Source organism: Rhodobacter sp. SGA-6-6 (assembly GCF_011043545.1).
Lineage (GTDB): Bacteria > Pseudomonadota > Alphaproteobacteria > Rhodobacterales > Rhodobacteraceae > Pseudogemmobacter.
In genome coordinates, this window is record NZ_JAAKGP010000001.1 from 412,682 (window position 1) to 430,933 (window position 18,252).

The following is an 18,252-nucleotide window of genomic DNA, read 5'->3' on the forward strand; positions in this document are numbered from 1 at the left end:
CTCAGGCTCCCAGACGCTGGATCTTGTGGGTTCCGAGGGCGAAGGCGGTGTTCTTCGTCTCCATGTAGAAGTCGAAGGACCAGTCGCCACCGTCGCGGCCGATGCCGCTGGCCTTCACCCCGCCGAAGGGGGTGGGCAGGTGGCGGACGTTCTCGGAGTTCACCCAGATCATCCCGGCCTCCAGCGCATCGGAGAAGCGCAGCGCGCGGGACAGGTCGTCGGTCCAGAGATAGCCGGCCAGCCCGTAGGCCACGCCATTGGCGATGCTCAGCGCCTCGGCCTCGTCCTTGAAGGTCAGGCTGGTCAGGAAGGGGCCGAAGACCTCTTCCTGCGCGATCCGCATCTGCGGGGTGGCCCGGGTGAACAGCGTCGGCTCGATGAACCAGCCCTCGGTGCCGATCCGCTTGCCGCCAGCGGCAAGGGTGGCGCCATCGGCGCATCCCATCTCGACATAGCCGGAGACCTTGTCGAAATGGGTGCGGTGGATCAGCGGCCCGACCTCGGTCGCCGGGTCCAGCGGATGGCCGACCTTCAGCCGTTTCACCCGCTGGGCCAGCTTCGCGTGGAATTCCTCGGCGATGCTGTCCTGCACCAGCAGGCGGCTGGAGGAGGTGCAGCGCTCGCCGTTCAGCGAGTAGATCATGAAGACCACGGCATCCAGCGCGCGGTCGAGGTCGGCGTCGTCGAAGACGATCACCGGGTTCTTGCCGCCCAGTTCGAAATGGACCCGTTTCAGGGTGTCGGCACCCTGCTTCATGATCATGGAGCCGGTCCGCGACTCGCCGACGAAGGCGATGGCCTTGATGTCGGGATGTTCGGTCAGCGCCTTGCCCGCCCCTTCGCCCATGCCGTTCACCAGGTTCAGCACGCCGGGGGGTAAGCCGGCCTCATGGCAGATCTCGGCCAGCAGGCGGGCGGTGAGGGGCGAGAACTCGGCCGGCTTGTGGACGACCGTGCAGCCGGCGGCCAACGCCGGGGCGATCTTCCAGGTCGACAGCATGAAGGGCGTGTTCCAGGGGGTGATCACGCCGACCGGGCCGATGGGATGGCGGGTGGTGACATTCCAGTGGCTGGCGGTCGGCAGGCTTTGCCCGTCGCGCGCGGCCGGCGCCCGGTCGGCGAAGAAGCGGAAGTTTTCCGCCCCGCGCAGCGCCGCCTTGGACATGAAGCGCCAGGCCTGGCCGGTGTCCCAGCATTCGCAGAGCGCGATCTCCTCGGCGCGGGCCTCGATCAGGTCGGCGATGCGCTGGAGGATGGCCTTCCGCTTCTCCCCCTCCAGCGCCGCCCAGGCCGGGAAAGCCGCCTTGGCGGCCTTGGCGGCGGCATCCACCGTCTCCGCGGTGCCGAGCGCCACCCGCGCAATCAGGCTTTCGTCCACCGGGCTGCGGGTCTCGAACCATTCGCTCCCGGACACATTCTGCCCGGCGATCAGGTTGAGAACCCCGTCGTGGCGGAACCGCGCCAGATGCCCTTCAAGCTGCGCGATGCGCTCCTGCAGACCGGCCATGGCGCCCTCCCCGCTGAATTACTTTTCATGTTAAGTATCAGCGCGAGTCGAGTCAACGAAAGGCTTGGAGCAGATCGATCTTCGGTAAGGCGTAACCATGAGAGGGCCGGGCGGGAGAAGGCGAGGCACTGCCTCGCCCCCGCCCGTGCGCGACATCTCAACCGGAGACGGTGCAGCCCTGAACCCCGAGAGGCCAGCGCCCGACCCGGCGGGCGAGAAGCGCTTGGCCCAAGGGCGGGGCGGGCGCTGGCCGGGCCTTTGGGGCCCGGCCGGACAAGGGGAAGCATTGCACGGTGGCGAAGGCACACGCCTTCGCCAAGGAAACCCGACAACCTCTAATCAGGCCGAGGCCAGTTCCCGCACCACCGCCCGCGCCGCGGCGGCCGGGTCGGGGGCGGCCCAGATCGGGCGGCCGACGACGATGTGGTCCACGCCCGACCGCAGCGCCTGCGCCGGCGTGGCGATGCGCTTCTGGTCGCCGGTCGCCGCCCCTGCCGGGCGCACCCCCGGGGTGACGATCAGCTTGCCCTTCGCCTCGGGCAACGCGCGGATCGCCGCCGCCTCCTGCGGGCTGGAGATCACCCCGTCCGCCCCCGCCGCCAGCGCCCGGGCCGCGCGTTCCACCGCGATCTGCGCCAGGTCGCCCGGGACGATCATGTTGGCGTCCATGTCGGCGCGGTCCAGGCTGGTCAGCACCGTCACCGCGAGGATCTTCAGGCCCGAGCCCCTTTTCCCCTCGCCCGCCGCGCGCACCACCTGCGGGTCGCCGTGGACGGTCAGGAAGTCGAGGTCGTATTGCGCGATCCCCCTCACCGCCGCCTCGACCGTGGCGCCGATGTCGAAGAACTTCATGTCCAGGAAGATGCGCTTGCCCTGCTCCTGCTTCAGCTCGTTCGCCAGCGCAAGGCCGCCGCCGGTCAGCATCCCCAGCCCGATCTTGTAGAAGCCGACCGTATCGCCCAGCTTGCCCACCAGCTCCAGCGCCTGCACGATGTTGGGCACGTCCAGCGCCACGATCAGGCGGTCGTCGGCGGCCAGGGCTTCTGCGGTCATCGGCACTCTCCTCGGGCAGCGGGTCCGGCGCGGTTTGACGGCGCCCGCCCGCCCTGTCAAGACTGTGACAGAGGGCGAACGGAATTCGGGGAGGCCGGGATGATCCTTGCGTTCGACATAGGCGGCAGCCGCATCCGGGCGGCGCTGTGGGACGGCGCGGAGCTGCGCCCGCTGGGCGAGGCCCCCACCCCCGCGCATGACATCGAGGCCTTCACCCGCACCATCGCCGGCTTCGCCGACGGCACCGGCGTGCGCGGGCTGGCGATCTCCATCGCCGGGGTGGTGGACCCAGAGACCGACATCGGCATCGTCGCCAACATCGCCGCCATCGACGGGCTGGCGCTCGGCCCGGCGCTGCGGCAGGCAACCGGGCTGCCGGTGCTGGTGCTGAACGACGCCGACTGCTTCACTCTGGCCGAAGCCTGGCGTGGGGCGGGGCGGGGGCATGACAACGTCTTCGGCGTCATCCTGGGCACCGGGGTCGGCGGCGGGCTGGTGATCGGCGGGCGGCTGGTCACCGGCGCGGGCGGCTATGCCGGCGAATGGGGCCACGGGCCGGTGCTGCGCGGCGACTACGCCCTGCGCTGCGGCTGCGGACAGGTCGGCTGCATCGACATGATCGGCGGCGCCCGGGGGCTGGAGCGGCTGCACCAATTGCGCTGCGGGGCCGAGGTGCCGTCGGAGGAGATCGTCGCCCGCTGGCAGGCCGGGGATGCGGCGGCGGCGGAGACGATGGAGCTGTGGCGCGAACTGGTGGCCGGGCCGCTGGCCATGGTGCTGAACGTGGTCGGCGCCTCGGTCGTGCCGGTCGGCGGCGGGCTGTCGCGGGCGCCGGGACTGGTGGAGTTCCTCGACGAGGGGTTGCGCAGCCGCATCCTGCGCCGCAGCTCCGGCCGGCTGGCGGTGCCGGCGCAATGCGGGGCGGATGCCGGATTGCTGGGCGCGGCGATGGCCGGGGCGGCGGCGTGGATGTGATCCTGGAGGTCTGCGTCGACACCTCCGCCGGGCTGGACGAGGCCGTCGCCGGCGGGGCCGACCGGATCGAGTTGTGCGCGGCGCTGGCCCTGGGCGGGCTTACCCCCTCCGCCGGGTTCATGGCCGAGGCCGCGCGCTGCGGCCTGCCGGTGATGGCGATGATCCGCCTCCGCGCCGGGGACTTCGTCTTCTCCGAGGTCGAGCTGGTGCAGATGGAGAAGGACATCGCCGCGGCCCGCACCGCCGGGCTGGCGGGGGTGGTGCTGGGGGCCAGCCTGCCGGACGGGCGGCTGGACCTGCCGGCGCTGCGCCGGCTAAGGGCGGCGGCCGGAGAGATGGACTGCACCCTGCACCGCACCTTCGATCTGGTGCCGGACCAGGCCGAGGCGCTGGAACAGGCTCTGCACCTGCGGTTTTCGCGGATTCTGACTTCGGGCGGAGAACGCACCGCCGAGGCCGGGGCGGAGCGGATCGCCGCCCTGCTGGCGCAGGCGAAGGGCCGCATCTCGATCATGCCCGGATCGGGCATCACCGCCGCCAACGCCCCGCGCTTCCTTGCCATGGGGGCGACGGAACTGCACGCCTCCTGCTCCGTTCCCGCCCCGGCCACGGGCCGCGCCGTCGACCTCGGCTTCGCCCCGGCGGCCGGGAAACGCACCGACGCCGCAGCCGTAAAGGCCCTGCGACAGGCGCTCCGTTGACTTGGGCCTCGTTTGACGCGACCTTGCCCGCGTTCGGTAACGAGGCAGGCGCATGGACATTTCCCTCACCTTCGACCGCCCCGAGGAGGGCCACGGTTCCGGCCCGATCACGGTCGGCTGGTTCCTGACCTCGGACAAGGGCGCCGTCCTCTACGATCCGCCGGAGCGGGTCAGCTTCCGCCAGACCAACCGGACCCATGCGAAATCCGCCAGCCGCTGCCCCGGGGTGATCCAGCTGGAAAGCCGGTATTTCATGGTGAAATGCCCCTTCGACATCCACATCGGCTTTTCCCGCGACGACAAGGGCAAGCCGGTGCTGGTCAACCGCGCCGGCGCGGCCAGCACCATCCGCGGCAACAAGCTGGGCGAGATCCTGACGCTGGTGAACGAGGCCGAGTGGCGCTATCCGGACCGGCCGACGATCCAGCTGATCCTGCCCTACTGCTTCATCGCCGACGAGATGGTCTACATCACCCAGCTGTCGGCCTTCATGCACTACCGCCCCGACCCGCTGCCCGGCACCATCTTCGGCGGGCGCTTCCCGGTCTCGGTCTGGCCGCGGCCGCTGATGTGGGCCTTCGAGTGGCACGAGCCGGGCAAGGACATCGTGCTGAAACGCGGCGAGCCGCTGTTCTATTGCCAGTTCGAGGGCATGGACCCCAGCCGCCCGGTGCAGGTGGTGGAGGCCGAGAAGACGCCGGAACTGACCGCCTATCTGGACAAGATCGGCGGGGTGGTGAACTACGTCAACCAGACCTTCAGCCTGTTCAAGGCGGCCGAGGCGATCCGTCCGAAGAAGCTGCTGACACCGAAGCCGCGCGACTAGCCCCGCGCCGCCTTGCGGGCGGGCTTCGCCGGCGGCGGCTCCTCGGCGGCGGGCGGCGGCGGAGGCGCGATCCCGTCCAGGAAGGGCGTCAGCAGCCGCGGGTCGCCCCAGACCGAGACATGGATCTCCGGCTGGCCGGACCCCGCCAGATGCTCGGGCGTCAGCATCACCACCCGCATCCGCAGCGCCAGCCCCTTCTCCAGCGCCGGGGCGAGGATCTGGCTGGCCATCGGACCAAGATGGCCGATATAGCCCTCGCGCCACAGCGGCACGATCCCCATCCAGGGCCGGAAGATCCGCGCCCAGAGACCGACCAGCCCCTCGGGCATCAGCCGGGGGGTGACGGTATCGCCCATCGACAGGCGCGAGCGGCCGACATGCAGGGCAATCCCCTCCACGGGGACCTGCGGCAGGATCGGCTCGATGATGTCGTGCATGGGGTTCTCCGGCTTCCGCAGGCCACCTGCGCCGGGCGGGCACGGGGCGCAAGCCCTTGTCGCACCCTGTCCGGGAAACCCGCCGATGGCGGCCGGGCGGATCGGCGGCAAAAGGACCACCGGCCCGCAACCGGGGAAATCCGCCGAAGCCCGGCGGCCGGAAAAATCGCCGCATCTCGGCCGCTTGCCGCTTGAAGGCCGCGCCCGCCCCTCCCACATCTGCCGCAAGGCCGGTGCGGACGTGCCTTTCCGGGCGTTCGCGGGGCGGTGCTTATGAAAGGAGATACCGATGAACCTGGAAAAGTTCACGGAGCGGTCGCGCGGGTTCCTTCAGGCCGCGCAGACGATTGCGATGCGGGAAAGCCACCAGCGCGTGCTGCCCGACCATCTGCTGAAGGCGTTGATGGATGACGACCAAGGGCTGGCTGCGAACCTGATCCGCAAGGCCGGCGGCTCGCCCGAGCGGGTGAACGAGGCGGTGAACGCCGCCATCGCCAAGCTGCCCAAGGTCTCGGGCGGCGACGGCCAGACCTATATCGACCCGCAGCTGGTCCGCGTGCTGGACGAGGCCGAGCAGGTGGCGAAGAAGGCGGGCGACAGTTTCGTTCCCGTCGAACGGCTGCTGACCGCGCTGGCGCTGGTGAACACCCGGGCCAAGGATGCGCTGACCGCAGGGGCGGTGACGGCGCAGGGTCTGAACTCGGCGATCAACGACATCCGCAAGGGCCGCACGGCCGACAGCGCCTCCAGCGAAGACACGATGGAAGCGCTGAAGAAATACGCCCGCGACCTGACCGAGGCGGCGCGGGACGGCAAGATCGACCCGATCATCGGCCGCGACGAGGAAATCCGCCGCGCCATGCAGGTGCTGTCGCGCCGGACCAAGAACAACCCGGTGCTGATCGGCGAGCCGGGCGTCGGCAAGACCGCCATCGCCGAGGGCCTCGCCCTGCGCATCGTCAACGGCGACGTGCCGGAATCGCTGCGCAACAAGAAGCTGATGGCGCTGGACATGGGCGCGCTGATCGCCGGCGCCAAATACCGCGGCGAATTCGAGGAGCGGCTGAAGGCCATCCTGAAGGAGATCGAGGCCGCCGCCGGCGAGATCATCCTGTTCATCGACGAGATGCACACGCTGGTCGGCGCCGGGAAGTCCGAAGGCGCGATGGATGCGGCCAACCTGATCAAGCCCGCCTTGGCGCGGGGCGAGCTGCACTGCATCGGCGCCACCACGCTGGACGAATACCGCAAGCATGTGGAGAAGGACGCCGCCCTGGCCCGCCGCTTCCAGCCGGTCTTCGTCGAGGAGCCGACGGTGGAGGACACCATCTCGATCCTGCGGGGCATCAAGGAAAAATACGAGATGCACCACGGGGTGAAGATCGCCGACTCGGCGCTGGTCGCCGCGGCGCAGCTGTCGCACCGCTACATCACCGACCGTTTCCTGCCCGACAAGGCCATCGACCTGGTGGACGAGGCGGCCAGCCGCCTGCGGATGGAGGTGGACTCCAAGCCCGAGGAACTGGACGCGCTGGACCGGCAGATCCTGCAGTTCCAGATCGAGGCCGAGGCGCTGAAGAAGGAAGACGACGCGGCGTCGAAGGACCGGCTGGAGAAGCTGGAGAAGGAGCTGGCCGACCTGCAGCAGCAATCGGCGGAGCTGACGGCGAAGTGGCAGGCCGAACGCGCCAGCCTGGACGAGGCGCGCGGGCTGAAGGAGCAGCTGGACCATTCGAGGGCCGAGCTTGAGCAGGCCAAGCGCGAGGGCAACTTCGCCCGCGCGGGCGAGCTGCAATACGGCCGCATCCCCGAGCTGGAGAAGAAGCTGGGCGAGGCCGAGGGCCGCGAGGGCGAGGCGCTGGTCGCCGAAGCCGTGCGGCCGGAGCAGATCGCCGAGGTGGTCGAACGCTGGACCGGCATCCCGACGACCAAGATGCTGGAGGGCGAAAAGGACAAGCTCCTGCGGATGGAGGACGAACTCGGCAAGCGGGTCATCGGCCAGCGCGCGGCGGTGGAAGCCGTCTCCCGTGCCGTCCGCCGCGCCCGGGCCGGCCTGTCGGACGAGAACCGGCCGCTGGGGTCCTTCCTGTTCCTCGGCCCCACCGGCGTCGGCAAGACCGAGCTGACCAAGGCGCTGGCGGAATACCTGTTCGACGACGACACCGCGATGGTGCGCATCGACATGAGCGAGTTCATGGAGAAGCACTCCGTCTCCCGGCTGATCGGCGCCCCGCCCGGCTATGTCGGCTATGACGAGGGCGGTGTGCTGACCGAGGCGGTGAGGCGCCGGCCCTATCAGGTCGTCCTGTTCGACGAGGTGGAGAAGGCCCACCCGGACGTGTTCAACGTGCTGTTGCAGGTGCTGGACGACGGCATCCTGACCGACGGCCAGGGCCGGACGGTGGACTTCAAGCAGACGCTGATCATCCTGACCTCGAACCTGGGCGCGCGGGCGCTGTCGGAGCTGCCGGAAGGCGCCGACGCCTCCGCCGCGAAGGCCGAGGTGATGGAGGCGGTGCGGGCCCATTTCCGCCCCGAATTCCTGAACCGTCTGGACGAGCAGATCATCTTCGACCGGCTGAACCGGGCCGACATGACCGGCATCGTCGAGATCCAGCTGCACCGGCTGGAGGCCCGGCTGGCGGCGCGGAAGATCGCGCTGGACCTGGACGCGGAGGCCCGCGCCTGGCTGGCGGACGAAGGCTACGATCCGGTCTTCGGCGCCCGGCCGCTGAAACGGGTGATCCAGCGCCAGCTGCAGGATCCGCTGGCCGAGATGCTGCTGGCCGGCGACATCCTGGACGGCAGCACGGTTGTGGTGACGGCCGGGCCCGAGGGGCTGATCGTCGGCGACAAGGTGATCTCCAGCCGCCGCGACCGCCCGGCGCAGGCCGTGGTGCATTGATCAACGGCGGGGCCGGGAACCCGGCTCCGCTGATACGCCTTGCGATCCGGCGAGACCGGCGCCCGAACCACGGCGCCGGTCATTTCCTTGCCTGAGGAAGGGTTCTTAGACGGGCGGCGGGCCGGGCGGGGGCGTGACGGCCGGGGCCGCCTTGTCCTCGGTGTTCACCGCGCCGGCGCTGATGCCATAGTTCACCCCGCCGCCGTTGAAGTTCAGCCCGACATCCAGCCCGACATAGCTGTTGTCGCCCAAATACGCGCCGCCCACCGTGCCGCGCCAGGCGCCGCTGCCGAAGATGTAGTCCAGGCCCGCGCTGGCGGCGAAGCTGTCCTCCTCGTCATCCGAGAACACCCGCAGGCCGATCCCGGTCTGCGACTGTCCGCCGCCGAACGAGAACGAAAGGCCGAGGCCGACGGCGGGGTCGGCCAGGACGGGGGTGGAGAAGGCAAGAAGGCAGGCGGAAGTCAGGGCAAGGATGCGCATGTCGGTCTTTCCTGCGACGGGTTGAGGTTGGAAAACTGGTCGACTTTTTCTCTGCAAGGCACGGGGCATCGCCGCTCAGGCGGAGCGCAGGATGACGAGGTTGTCGTCCACCGCCTCGGCCACCGCGGTGAAATGCGGGGTGCGGCGGGCCGGATCCTCGCCCGAGCGGATGATCAACAGCTCGGTCTCCTGCACCACCGCCTCCGCCTGCCTGGCCGCCTTCTTCGCGGCGGATTTCTTCACGGCGCGGACCGGCGGCAGCCGCTTGGCGTTCTTCTTGTAGCCCTCCTTCGGGGTGATCGTCTCCTGCGTCGGGTCCAGATTGGCGCGGACGATGCGGTCCAGCTTGGCCTCGGCCTGCTTCATCGCCTTCTTGACCGGCGCATAATCGCCGGTATCGGGCAGCTTGTCGGCGACCCAGCCGTAATAGATGCGCAGGCAGTCGATCCGGTATTCCAGCGCCATCTGGGCCGAGCCGCAGGTGCGGTTGGCGTCCTCAATGATCTTCACCAGCGCATTGGTGGTGCCCTTGTTCAGCGACCCACCGGACGTGCCGCGGGATTTTCCGTCATTCCGGCCATAGTCCTCTCCGCCGCAGTCGCCTTCGCAACTCTGCGCCAGCCAGAGCAGGGCCTCGGCATCGGCAGGCCCGACCGGCTGCGGAACCGGCAACAGGATCGGACCCGCCTGCACGGCGGCGGGCCAGGACAGGCCGAGGGTGATCGCAAGAACCTTCAGGACAGATCGCTTCATCTCAATTCTCCGCTTCGAAAATGCCATAGGCGGCCAGCACCGCCCGCCGCGTCCCCGGGCCGAAGGATCCGTCCACCGCCCCGTCGTAAAGCCCCTTCTCCGCCAGGATCGCCTGCAATTCGGCCCAGGTCTCGCGCGGGAACTTGTCGGCGTTGTTCAAGAGCCCGTCCAGCGCCAGTTCGCTGCCGCCGCGCAGGGCGCGATACAGCAGGTCCGCCGCATCCTTGGCCCCCAGCCCCGGCGCCTTGCCGTTGGCGGCGAAGCTGGCGAGGTTGAACATCGCCTCGGTATGGCCGAGGTCCGCCGCCTGCCGGAACAGCGCCAGCGCCCGGTCGCGGTCCTTCGGCACCCCCAACTCGCCGGTGAAGGCGAAATAGCCCATGTCGTTCACCGCCGCGGCGATCCCGGCCTCGGCGGCCTGCCCGTAAAGCTCCACCGCGCGGGCCGGGTCGGCGGCGACGCCGAAGCCGCCCTCCAGCACCTTGGCCAGCCGGTATTTCGCATCGGCATCCCCCGCCGCCACCGCCTTTTCCAGCAGCGCCACCGCGCCCGAAGGGTCGTAATCCGCGCGCTGGCGGTCCAGCTTGGCCAAGGCCAGCCCGACGATGGACCGCGAATCCCCGGCATCGGCCAGCCTTTGCAGGTTGGCCTGGTCCTCCTCGACGATCTTGGACCATGCGGCGGCAAGGTCGTCGACCCCCGGCTCCGCCCCGCCCGCGGCGCCGCCGGCCAGGAAGAACGGCTCGCCGGGCAGCGAGCCGTAGGTGGCGGGCTCCTGCAGGTTGCCGGTGGCGGCCAGCACGTCGTCGCGCACCTGGCGGAACATCAGCCCGATCTCCAGGTCCGGCAGCACCATGTTCTCGCGCAGGGCCACGTTGAACGGGCTGTTCTCGCCATCGCCGTCCATCGCCACCTCGCCGTCGCGGGCGGCGAAGGCCACCAGCGTGCCGCGCTCCGGCGCCGGCGCCGCCAGCCCGCCCTTGCCGGTGGTCAGGCCCTTGGCGACCTCGGGGTCGCGCAGATCGATCACGTCGGGGAAGGGGTTGTCGCGGCAGGAGTCCAGGATCAGGATCGACATCTTCCGCGCCCCGTCGACCGAGGCCAGCATCTGGTCCATGGTGACAGACGCGGTGACGATGTCCTTCGCCGCCTGCACCCTTGCATCGACCGGGATCAGGAAGGTGGTGCCCTGCACCGAGACCCCGTGCCCGGCATAGTAGATCAACGCGATGTCGGCGGTCTCGGCCCGGAAGGCGAAGTCCTGCAGTTCCTGCAGCGTCTCTTCCTTCGTCGCGTCCATCAGCACGTCGACCGCGAAGCCCATGCCTTCCAGCGTCCCGGCCAGCGCGCGGGCGTCGTTGATGGTGTTCTTCAGCTTCGGCACGGTCTCGTAGCCGGACATGCCGACGACCAGGGCGACCCGGTCGCTGGCCCGGGTTTCGGCAAAGGCCGGAGACAGCAGGGAAAGCGCCAGCAGCGGCAGCACCAGCAGGAAACGACGCATGAAAATACCCCGGGCGAGGGATCAATGACTTGCCGCCATGTTAGCCCCGGTCGCCCGGTTCGGCAAAGGCTTATCGGGGCGCTGCGGGCCGGTGCGGAAAACCCTACCCCCGGGATGCAGGTTTCAGCCGATCGCCGGGCGCAGGGGCGGCCGATCCTGACAGGGCCGCGCAGCCGGGCTATATCCGGCAGGAGGCTGTGGCGAGGAAAGGAGACCCGACATGTCGGTGGATACCAAATACTGGACCGAGGCGAAGGCGACCGGCGGCGGCCGCAACGGCATTGCCGGGCTGGTGAACGGCCAGCTGACGGTGGCGATGGCCAGCCCGAAGGAACTGGGCGGCTCGGGCCTCGGCCACAACCCCGAGGAACTGTTCGCGACCGGCTATGCCGCCTGCTATCTGGGTGCCATGCGCTTCGCGGCGGGGGCGGAGAAGCTGGGCGCCGTGCCGGACAATGCCACGGTGAACGCCCATGTCGGCATCGGCCCCCGGTCGGACGGCGGCTTCGGGCTGAAGGTCAGGCTGGTGGTCAGCCTGCCGGGGCTGGACCGCGCCGTGGCCGAGAAGATCGTGGAGCGCGGGCATTTCATCTGCCCCTATTCCAACGCCACCCGCGGCAACATCGAGGTGGAGACCGAACTGGCCTGAGCCGCCCTCCGGCCCCGTCGCCGGCCCCGTCGCCGGCATAGTGCATCTGCACTATGGATCAATCCTGCCTGACGGATGAACCTTTCCCCGTTGCGGGAAGGGAGCGGCCATGACCACCGGATTCTATTTCGACGAGCACTGCCTGTGGCACACCACGGGCGAGCATGTGATCATCGCCCCGGTCGGCGGCTATCTCCAGCCGCCCTCGGGCGCGGGCCATGCCGAAAGCCCCGAGACCAAGCGGCGGCTCAAAAACCTGGTCGAGGTCTCGGGCCTGGGCGACCATCTTGCCTGGCGCAAGGCGGCCCCGCTGATGCGGGCGGAGATGGAGCGGGTGCATACCCCCGGCTATCTCGACAAGTTCAAGGCGCTGTCGGATGCGGGCGGCGGCAATGCCGGCTTCTATTCGCCCTTCGGCCCCGGCAGTTTCGAGATTGCGGCGCTGTCGGCCGGGCTGGTGAAACAGGCGGTGGCGGATGTGTTCCACCGCCGGGTGGACAATGCCTATGTCATCTCGCGCCCGCCGGGGCACCATTGCCTGCCGGATGCCTCGATGGGCTTCTGCCTCTTGGCGAACATCCCGCTGGCGCTGGAGGCGCTGCGGGCCGAGGTGGGGCCGGTGCGGGCGGCGGTGGTCGACTGGGACGTGCACCACGGCAACGGCACCGAGGCCTGTTTCATCGACCGCGACGACACGCTGACCATCAGTCTGCATCAGGAGAACTGCTTCCCGCCGGATCAGGGCCGGGCGGAGACCCGCGGCACCGGCAAGGGGGAGGGGTTCAACCTGAACATCCCCCTGCTGCCGGGCGGCGGCCACCAGGCCTATCTGGACGCCTTCGACCTGCTGGTCGCCCCCGCCCTGCGGGCGTTCAAGCCGGAGATCATCGTCGTCGCCTCCGGCCTCGACGCCAATTCCTTCGATCCGCTGGCGCGGATGCAGGCCAGTTCCGAGACCTTCCGCGCCATGGCGACCCGGATCAAGGCGCTGGCCGGCGAGCTGTGCGGCGGCCGCGTCCTCGCCGCGCACGAGGGCGGCTATGCCGAGGGCTATGTCCCCTTCTGCGGGCTGGCGGTGATCGAGACCTTCGCCGGCCACCGGACCGAGGTGCAGGACCCGTTCCTCGACATCCTCACCGCCCAGCAGCCGCCCGCCGATTTCGTCGGCTACCAGCGCAGGCGGCTGGAGGATCAGGCGCGCGGGCTGGGGCTGCTCTGACAGCCCCGGCCGAAAGCCATGGTGCATTTGCATCATTTACAGGGGGCCGCCGCGCTGGCCCCATGAGGACAGAAAGGCACCGGGGCGAACCCGGGCCGCAGCCAACGGGAGAGACTGCCATGACCCTGACCCGCCGTCAGTTCCTGATGACATCCGCCGCCTCGGTGGCCGCCGCCTCCATCGCCGCCCCCGCCTTCGCCGCCGAGCCGATCCTGATCGGCGTGCCCACCGCGCAATCCGGCCCGGTCGGCGTGGCCGACCAGCAGGACTGGCTGAACGGCGTCACCATGGCGGTGGAAGAGATCAACGCGGCCGGCGGCGTCAACGGCCGCCCGCTGGAGACGCGGGTGGTGGACATCGACCTCTTGACCCCCGAAGGCACCGTCGCCGCCTTCCAGAGCCTGGTCGAGGGCGGCGTCCACGCTCTGGCGCACAGCTTCGCCATCATCGCCCAGCCGGCGATGGACGTGGCGGCGGCGAAAGGCCTGCCCTACCTGCACGGCAACACCGCGCAGCAGAGCCTCGACCTGGTGAAGGCCAACCCGGAGAAATACCGCAACATCTTCCAGATCGACGTGGCCGAGACCTGGTATGGCGCCGGCTTCGTCAAGTTCCTGTCGAACCACCGCGCCGGGGGATGGCAGCCGAAGAACAACCGCATCCACATCGTGCAGGAGCAGATCGGCTATACCCAGGTCATCTCCAAGGCCACGCAGGCGGCCATCGCCGCCTCGGGCGGTGAATGGGAGCAGGGGCCGATCACCGACATCCAGTTCCCGGTGCAGGACTGGACGCCCATCGTGCAGGCGCTGAAGGACGCCGACTGCGGCGTGATCATGATCGACCACTGGGTCGCGGCGGAACTCGCCAGCTTCGCCCAAGCCTATGTGCTGGACCCGACGCCGGGCAGCCTGGTCTACCTGCAATACGGCCCCTCGCAGCCCGAGTTCCTGGACCTTGCCGGCGACGCGGCCGAGGGCTTCATCTGGGGCTCGGTCCTCGGCGTCTATGCCGACGAGAAGGGCATGGCCTTCCGCGAGTCCTATCAGGCCCGCTTCCCCGGCACGATGGGCATGGTCTACACCGGCGGCGGCTACGACGCGATCCACATCCTCGCCGCCGCCTGGGCAGAGGCCGATCCGGCGGATTTCGATGCGGTGGGCAATGCGATCCGGGCGATCTCGCACCGCGGCGTCTGCGGCACCTATACCTTCGCCACGCCGGAACAGACCCCGCTCAGCTACCCGAACACCACCGACGACCCCGAGGCCGGGCAGGCCCACCTGATCTTCCAGGTCCAGGACGGGGCGCATACGATCATCTCGCCCGAGACCCACAAGCAGGCCGACATGCGGCCCGCGCCCTGGATGTGACCGTATGGCGGCGGAGGCGATCTTCGGCTGCCGGGGTATCGGCATCTCCTTCGGCAACCGCGCCATCCTCCGGGATGTTTCCCTCTCCGTCTCCCCCGGAGAGGTCCTGGGTCTTGTCGGCCCCAACGGCGCCGGCAAGACCTCCTTGTTCGAGATTCTCTGCGGGCGCTACGTGGCCTCCAGCGGGACGGTCACGCTGAAGGGGCAGGACATCACCCGCCTGGCGGTGCATGACCGGGCACGGCTGGGGCTGGCGCGGACCTACCAGAGCCCGGTGGTGCCCTCGTCCCTGACCATCGCCGAGACCTTCCGGGCGGCGCGCCATGCCTATCGGCCCTACCGGACGCGGATGGATGCGGAATGGGCCTGCCACATGGCCAATTTCCGCCAGCCCTGGGACCGGCTGGCCGGGTCCTTGGACACCTTCGACCGCCGCAAGCTGCTGCTGGCCTGCCTGCTGCTGCGCGACCCCTGCGTGCTGTTGCTGGACGAACCCGCCTCGGGCCTGATCAACTCGGAAATCGACGAACTGGACCTGATCATCCGCCATCTGGTCGACGAGCATCACATCGCCGCCATCCTGATCGAACACCGGCTGGAGCTGTTGTCCGCCATCGCCGACCGCGCGGTGGTGCTGGACATGGGCGAGGTGATCGCCACCGGCACCCCGGCCGAGGTGTTCCAGAACCCCCGGGTGCTGGAAGCCTATTTCGAGGAGCCGGCGCATGGCTGACGTGCTGGAAATCGAGGGCCTGACCGCCGGCTACGGGCCGTTGCGGGTGCTGCACGACATCTCCTTCCGGGTGGCGGAGGGCGAGCGCGTGGGGCTGGTCGGACTGAACGGCCACGGCAAGACCACGCTGTTCCGGGCGATTTCTGCGCTGGTCGGCTGGCAGTCGGGCTCGATCCGGCTGCTGGGGGCCGAGATCGGCGGCGCCCGCTCCACCGGGCCGGGGCGGAAGACGCCCGGCATCGTGCGGGCCGGGCTGGCGATGGCGCCGCAGGGGGATGCGATCTTCCCCGGCCTGACCGTGGCGCAGCATCTGGACTGCGGCGCCTATACACCGCTGGCCTGGAAGGAACGCAAGCGCCGGCGCGAGATGGTGTTCGACATCTTCCCGCCGCTGAGGAAGCTGGAACATGCGCTGGTCGGGCGGCTGTCGGGCGGCGAGCGCCGGATGGTCAGCGTCGGAAGGGCGCTGATGGTGGAGGCGCGGCTCTACCTGATCGACGAACCCTCGCTGGGGTTGGCCCCGAAGATTTCCGCCAGCGTCATCGAGGCGCTGTTCTCGCTGCCGCAGGACGGCCGCGCCATCGTCATCGCCGAGCAGAACGTCGCCCTGCTGTCGGGCCGGGTCGACCGCATGGTCGGGATGCACGCCGGCCGGCTGCGCGGCGATGTTGGCCATGTGAGCCTGCATTGATGGACCTCTCCGTCACCCTCGTCCACGGGCTTTCCCTCGCCGCGATCTACGGGCTGATGGCGATCGGGATCAGCCTGTTGTGGTCTTCCATCGGCATGATCAACATGGCCCATGGCGCCAGCTTCGCGGTGGCGGGTTATGCGGCATGGGCCGCGTCGGAGGCAGCGAAGCCGCTGTTCCTGGCCGCCTTCGGCAAGACCATCGCCGGCACCGCCGCCATGGCCGGGCTGACCTTGGGCACCGGGGCGCTGGCCGGCGCGATGATGGGGGCGCTGATCTACCTGCTGGCCTTCCTGCCGATCCACGACAAGCCGAATTTCCCGGTCCGCAGCCTGATCGTGACGCTGGCGCTGAACCTTGCCACGGTGCAGGTGCTGCTGTGGTGGTTCGGCCCGCGGCAGAAGAACCTGCCGAAGATCTTCGGCACCGGGAAGGTGGAGGTCCTCGGCATCTCCGCCCGCTACGACCAGATCGGCACCATCGCCGCCACCTTCCTGATCCTCGGCCTGGTGCTGCTGTGGCTGCGGGTCAGCCGCAAGGGGCTGGAGATCCGGGCGATGATGCAGAACCCCGAAGGGGCGGTGCTGTCGGGCATCTCGGTGCGCTGGACCGCCCTGCCGGTGACGATGCTGACCGGCGCGCTGGCCGGGCTGGCGGCGATCCTGCTCAGCCAGACCATCTTCGTCTCGCCCACCTCCGGCGCCATGCCGCTGATCAAGGGCCTGACCATCGCGCTTCTCGGCGGCCTCGGCTCGGTCCCCGGGGCGGTCCTCGGCGCCATCATCATCGGCTTCCTCGAGGCGGTGATCGGCGCCATTCCCTTCCTCGGCCAGCGCTATGTGCTGTTCGGCACCTTCCTCTTCATAATCGTGGTGCTGATCCTGCGCCCGCGCGGCCTTGGCGGCCTGCTGGACGAGGCGCGGAAATGACGGAGAAGCGCTTCTACCGGATCGGCAGCCGCCCGGCCGAGATCATGCTGCCGGTCCGCGGCGACGTGCCCCTGGCCCGCCGCAGGCTGCCCTTCACCCGCCGTCACCTGCTGAAATGGCGGTCGCGGCTGAACCCCAAGACCCTGCGGCAGGAACGCTGGCTGGCCGACAAGAAGCCGCTGTGGTGGACCATCGCGCTGGTGCTGCTGGCGGTCTCGGCGCCGTTCCTGTCGAACTCGGCGCTGACGGTGGCGTCGATCTTCTGCATCTTCACCGCGATCAACCTCCTGTGGACGCTGATCATCGGCACCGCCGGCATCTTCAGCCTGGCGACGCTGGCGGTGGTCGGCATCGGCGCCTATGCAAGTGCTGCACTGAACGTCTACCTCGGCCTGCCCTGGCCACTAATGTTTCTCGCCGGAGGCGTCGCGGGCCTGATCGTCGGCGGCTTCCTCGCCCTGCCCTCGACCCGGCTGGACGGGCTTTATTACGCCCTCCTGACCATGGGCTTCGCCGAAATCTGCCGGGTCTTCGTGCAGCAGTTGAAACCGCTGACGCCGATGAACGGGTCGATCAACAACGTCGGCTCCTTCATCCCGAGGGACTGGTTCCTGCAACGGCCCGGGCTTCTGCTCGGCTTCGCCGGGGCCTTCGTCCTGATGCTGCTGGCCCTGCTGACCTTCCGCATCGTCAACTCCGAACGGCTCGGGATGCTCTTGCAGACCGCGCGCGAGGACGAGGCTTTCGCCGAGGCCGTCGGCATCGACTACCGCCGCGCCCGGCTGCATGTCTTCCTGATCTCCTCGGCCGGGCTCGGCGTCATCGGGGCCTTCTACGCACAGTTCTACGGCTCGATCTCGCCCGCGGTGTTCAGCCTCGACCAGTTGATGCTCTTGTTCGCCATGATCGTCATCGGCGGGCTCGGCCGGGCGGAAGGGGCCGCCATCGGCACCGCCATCGTGGTGCTGATCGACAAGGGGCTCCTGGACCTCGGCCCGCTGCGCATCCTTCTGGTCGCGGCGATCATGCTGGCGGTGACGCTGCTCACCCACAACGGCCTGGCCGGGGCGCGCAACCAGTTCCGCGGCTGGCGGCAACGCAGGCAATCCGAGGCGCGGGCGCGCCGCAGCGAAAAGGGGGGCGAGGTGATGCCCGAGGAAGCCATCGAGATCGAGGACAAGCAGGCGATCTACTACCGCCGGTTCCAGAAGCGCCTGCGCGACCGGCTCAAGGCGCTGATCACGCCCGAGCTGATCGAGGAACACCGCAAGCGCCCGCTGGGCCAGCATTCCGACGCGCTTTCCCGGGTGCTGAACCATTTCCGCCGCGGCGAGGTGGCGGACAAATACGCCATCCTGCGCCAGTCCGGCCAGTTCCATGCCTACAAGATCGTGGCCTTCTCGGGCGTGCGCGGGGCGCCGCCGCGGCTGGTGGACGACCGGGTCTATACCGACATCAACGAGGCCTATCACGCGGTCTTCCTTCTGCGCGTGAACGACCTGATGGAAAGCTGA

Annotated in this window: 17 protein-coding genes; 11 read left to right on the forward strand and 6 right to left on the reverse strand. The window is 69.3% G+C overall.

Features of this window, described 5'->3' with window-relative positions:
- Position 1 precedes the first annotated feature (1 nt).
- Both hpaE and pyrF read right to left on the reverse strand, forming a co-directional pair.
- Complete coding sequence (gene hpaE / locus G5B31_RS01975) at positions 2-1,507, reverse strand: 5-carboxymethyl-2-hydroxymuconate semialdehyde dehydrogenase (RefSeq protein WP_165013254.1); 1,506 nt, start codon at positions 1,505-1,507, stop codon at positions 2-4.
- Positions 1,508-1,846: 339 nt separating this feature from the next.
- Positions 1,847-2,560, reverse strand: coding sequence for an orotidine-5'-phosphate decarboxylase (gene pyrF / locus G5B31_RS01980; RefSeq protein WP_165013255.1), 714 nt, complete (start codon positions 2,558-2,560; stop codon positions 1,847-1,849).
- 99 nt (positions 2,561-2,659) lie between these two features.
- Between pyrF and G5B31_RS01985 the strand changes: the two genes are divergently transcribed.
- The 3 genes from G5B31_RS01985 to G5B31_RS01995 are packed head-to-tail and all read left to right on the forward strand — an operon-like array spanning position 2,660 to position 5,062.
- Positions 2,660-3,535, forward strand: coding sequence for an ROK family protein (locus G5B31_RS01985; protein WP_165013256.1), 876 nt, complete (start codon positions 2,660-2,662; stop codon positions 3,533-3,535).
- Positions 3,526-4,236 carry a copper homeostasis protein CutC gene (locus G5B31_RS01990; protein ID WP_346763866.1) on the forward strand — a complete coding sequence of 237 codons (711 nt, stop codon included), beginning with the start codon at positions 3,526-3,528 and terminating at the stop codon, positions 4,234-4,236. Before G5B31_RS01985 ends, G5B31_RS01990 begins: the two co-directional genes overlap by 10 nt.
- A gap of 52 nt (positions 4,237-4,288) precedes the next feature.
- Positions 4,289-5,062, forward strand: coding sequence for a hypothetical protein (locus G5B31_RS01995; protein ID WP_165013258.1), 774 nt, complete (start codon positions 4,289-4,291; stop codon positions 5,060-5,062).
- Here the strand turns inward: G5B31_RS01995 and G5B31_RS02000 are convergent.
- The gene (locus G5B31_RS02000) at positions 5,059-5,499 is read right to left on the reverse strand and encodes a hypothetical protein (protein ID WP_165013259.1); all 441 of its coding nucleotides are present in this window, start codon (positions 5,497-5,499) and stop codon (positions 5,059-5,061) included. The genes G5B31_RS01995 and G5B31_RS02000 overlap by 4 nt on opposite strands.
- 289 nt (positions 5,500-5,788) lie before the next feature.
- On the opposite strand from G5B31_RS02000, the gene clpB reads away from it, so the two are divergent.
- Positions 5,789-8,404, forward strand: a complete 2,616-nt coding sequence (gene clpB / locus G5B31_RS02005) for an ATP-dependent chaperone ClpB (protein ID WP_165013260.1) — start codon at positions 5,789-5,791, stop codon at positions 8,402-8,404.
- Between the two features lie 105 nt (positions 8,405-8,509).
- Here clpB and G5B31_RS02010 read toward each other — a convergent pair whose 3' ends face one another.
- The 3 genes from G5B31_RS02010 to G5B31_RS02020 form a co-directional block, all read right to left on the reverse strand.
- Positions 8,510-8,887 carry a hypothetical protein gene (locus G5B31_RS02010; protein WP_165013262.1) on the reverse strand — a complete coding sequence of 126 codons (378 nt, stop codon included), beginning with the start codon at positions 8,885-8,887 and terminating at the stop codon, positions 8,510-8,512.
- 75 nt (positions 8,888-8,962) lie between these two features.
- On the reverse strand, positions 8,963-9,640 hold the full coding sequence (locus tag G5B31_RS02015; RefSeq protein ID WP_165013264.1) for a hypothetical protein: 678 nt from the start codon (positions 9,638-9,640) through the stop codon (positions 8,963-8,965).
- Between the two features lies 1 nt (position 9,641).
- A complete protein-coding gene (locus G5B31_RS02020) occupies positions 9,642-11,144 on the reverse strand; it encodes a caspase family protein (RefSeq protein WP_165013266.1) in 1,503 nt (500 codons plus the stop codon).
- Positions 11,145-11,364: 220 nt separating this feature from the next.
- Here G5B31_RS02020 and G5B31_RS02025 point away from each other — a divergent pair, with 220 nt between their 5' ends.
- The 7 genes from G5B31_RS02025 (at position 11,365) to G5B31_RS02055 (ending at position 18,252) form a co-directional block, all read left to right on the forward strand.
- Positions 11,365-11,793 (forward strand): organic hydroperoxide resistance protein, encoded by a 429-nt coding sequence (locus tag G5B31_RS02025; protein WP_165013268.1) that lies wholly within the window; start codon positions 11,365-11,367, stop codon positions 11,791-11,793.
- Positions 11,794-11,902: 109 nt separating this feature from the next.
- Positions 11,903-13,012 (forward strand): class II histone deacetylase, encoded by a 1,110-nt coding sequence (locus G5B31_RS02030; protein WP_165013270.1) that lies wholly within the window; start codon positions 11,903-11,905, stop codon positions 13,010-13,012.
- A gap of 119 nt (positions 13,013-13,131) precedes the next feature.
- Complete coding sequence (locus G5B31_RS02035; protein WP_165013272.1) at positions 13,132-14,385, forward strand: ABC transporter substrate-binding protein; 1,254 nt, start codon at positions 13,132-13,134, stop codon at positions 14,383-14,385.
- Between the two features lie 4 nt (positions 14,386-14,389).
- Entirely contained in the window at positions 14,390-15,118 is a 729-nt protein-coding gene (locus G5B31_RS02040) for an ABC transporter ATP-binding protein (RefSeq protein ID WP_165013274.1), read from the forward strand.
- Entirely contained in the window at positions 15,111-15,809 is a 699-nt protein-coding gene (locus G5B31_RS02045; RefSeq protein WP_165013276.1) for an ABC transporter ATP-binding protein, read from the forward strand. The genes G5B31_RS02040 and G5B31_RS02045 overlap by 8 nt, the downstream gene beginning before the upstream one ends.
- Positions 15,809-16,738 (forward strand): branched-chain amino acid ABC transporter permease, encoded by a 930-nt coding sequence (locus G5B31_RS02050; RefSeq protein WP_165013278.1) that lies wholly within the window; start codon positions 15,809-15,811, stop codon positions 16,736-16,738. Before G5B31_RS02045 ends, G5B31_RS02050 begins: the two co-directional genes overlap by 1 nt.
- A complete protein-coding gene (locus tag G5B31_RS02055; protein WP_165013280.1) occupies positions 16,735-18,252 on the forward strand; it encodes a branched-chain amino acid ABC transporter permease in 1,518 nt (505 codons plus the stop codon). The genes G5B31_RS02050 and G5B31_RS02055 overlap by 4 nt, the downstream gene beginning before the upstream one ends.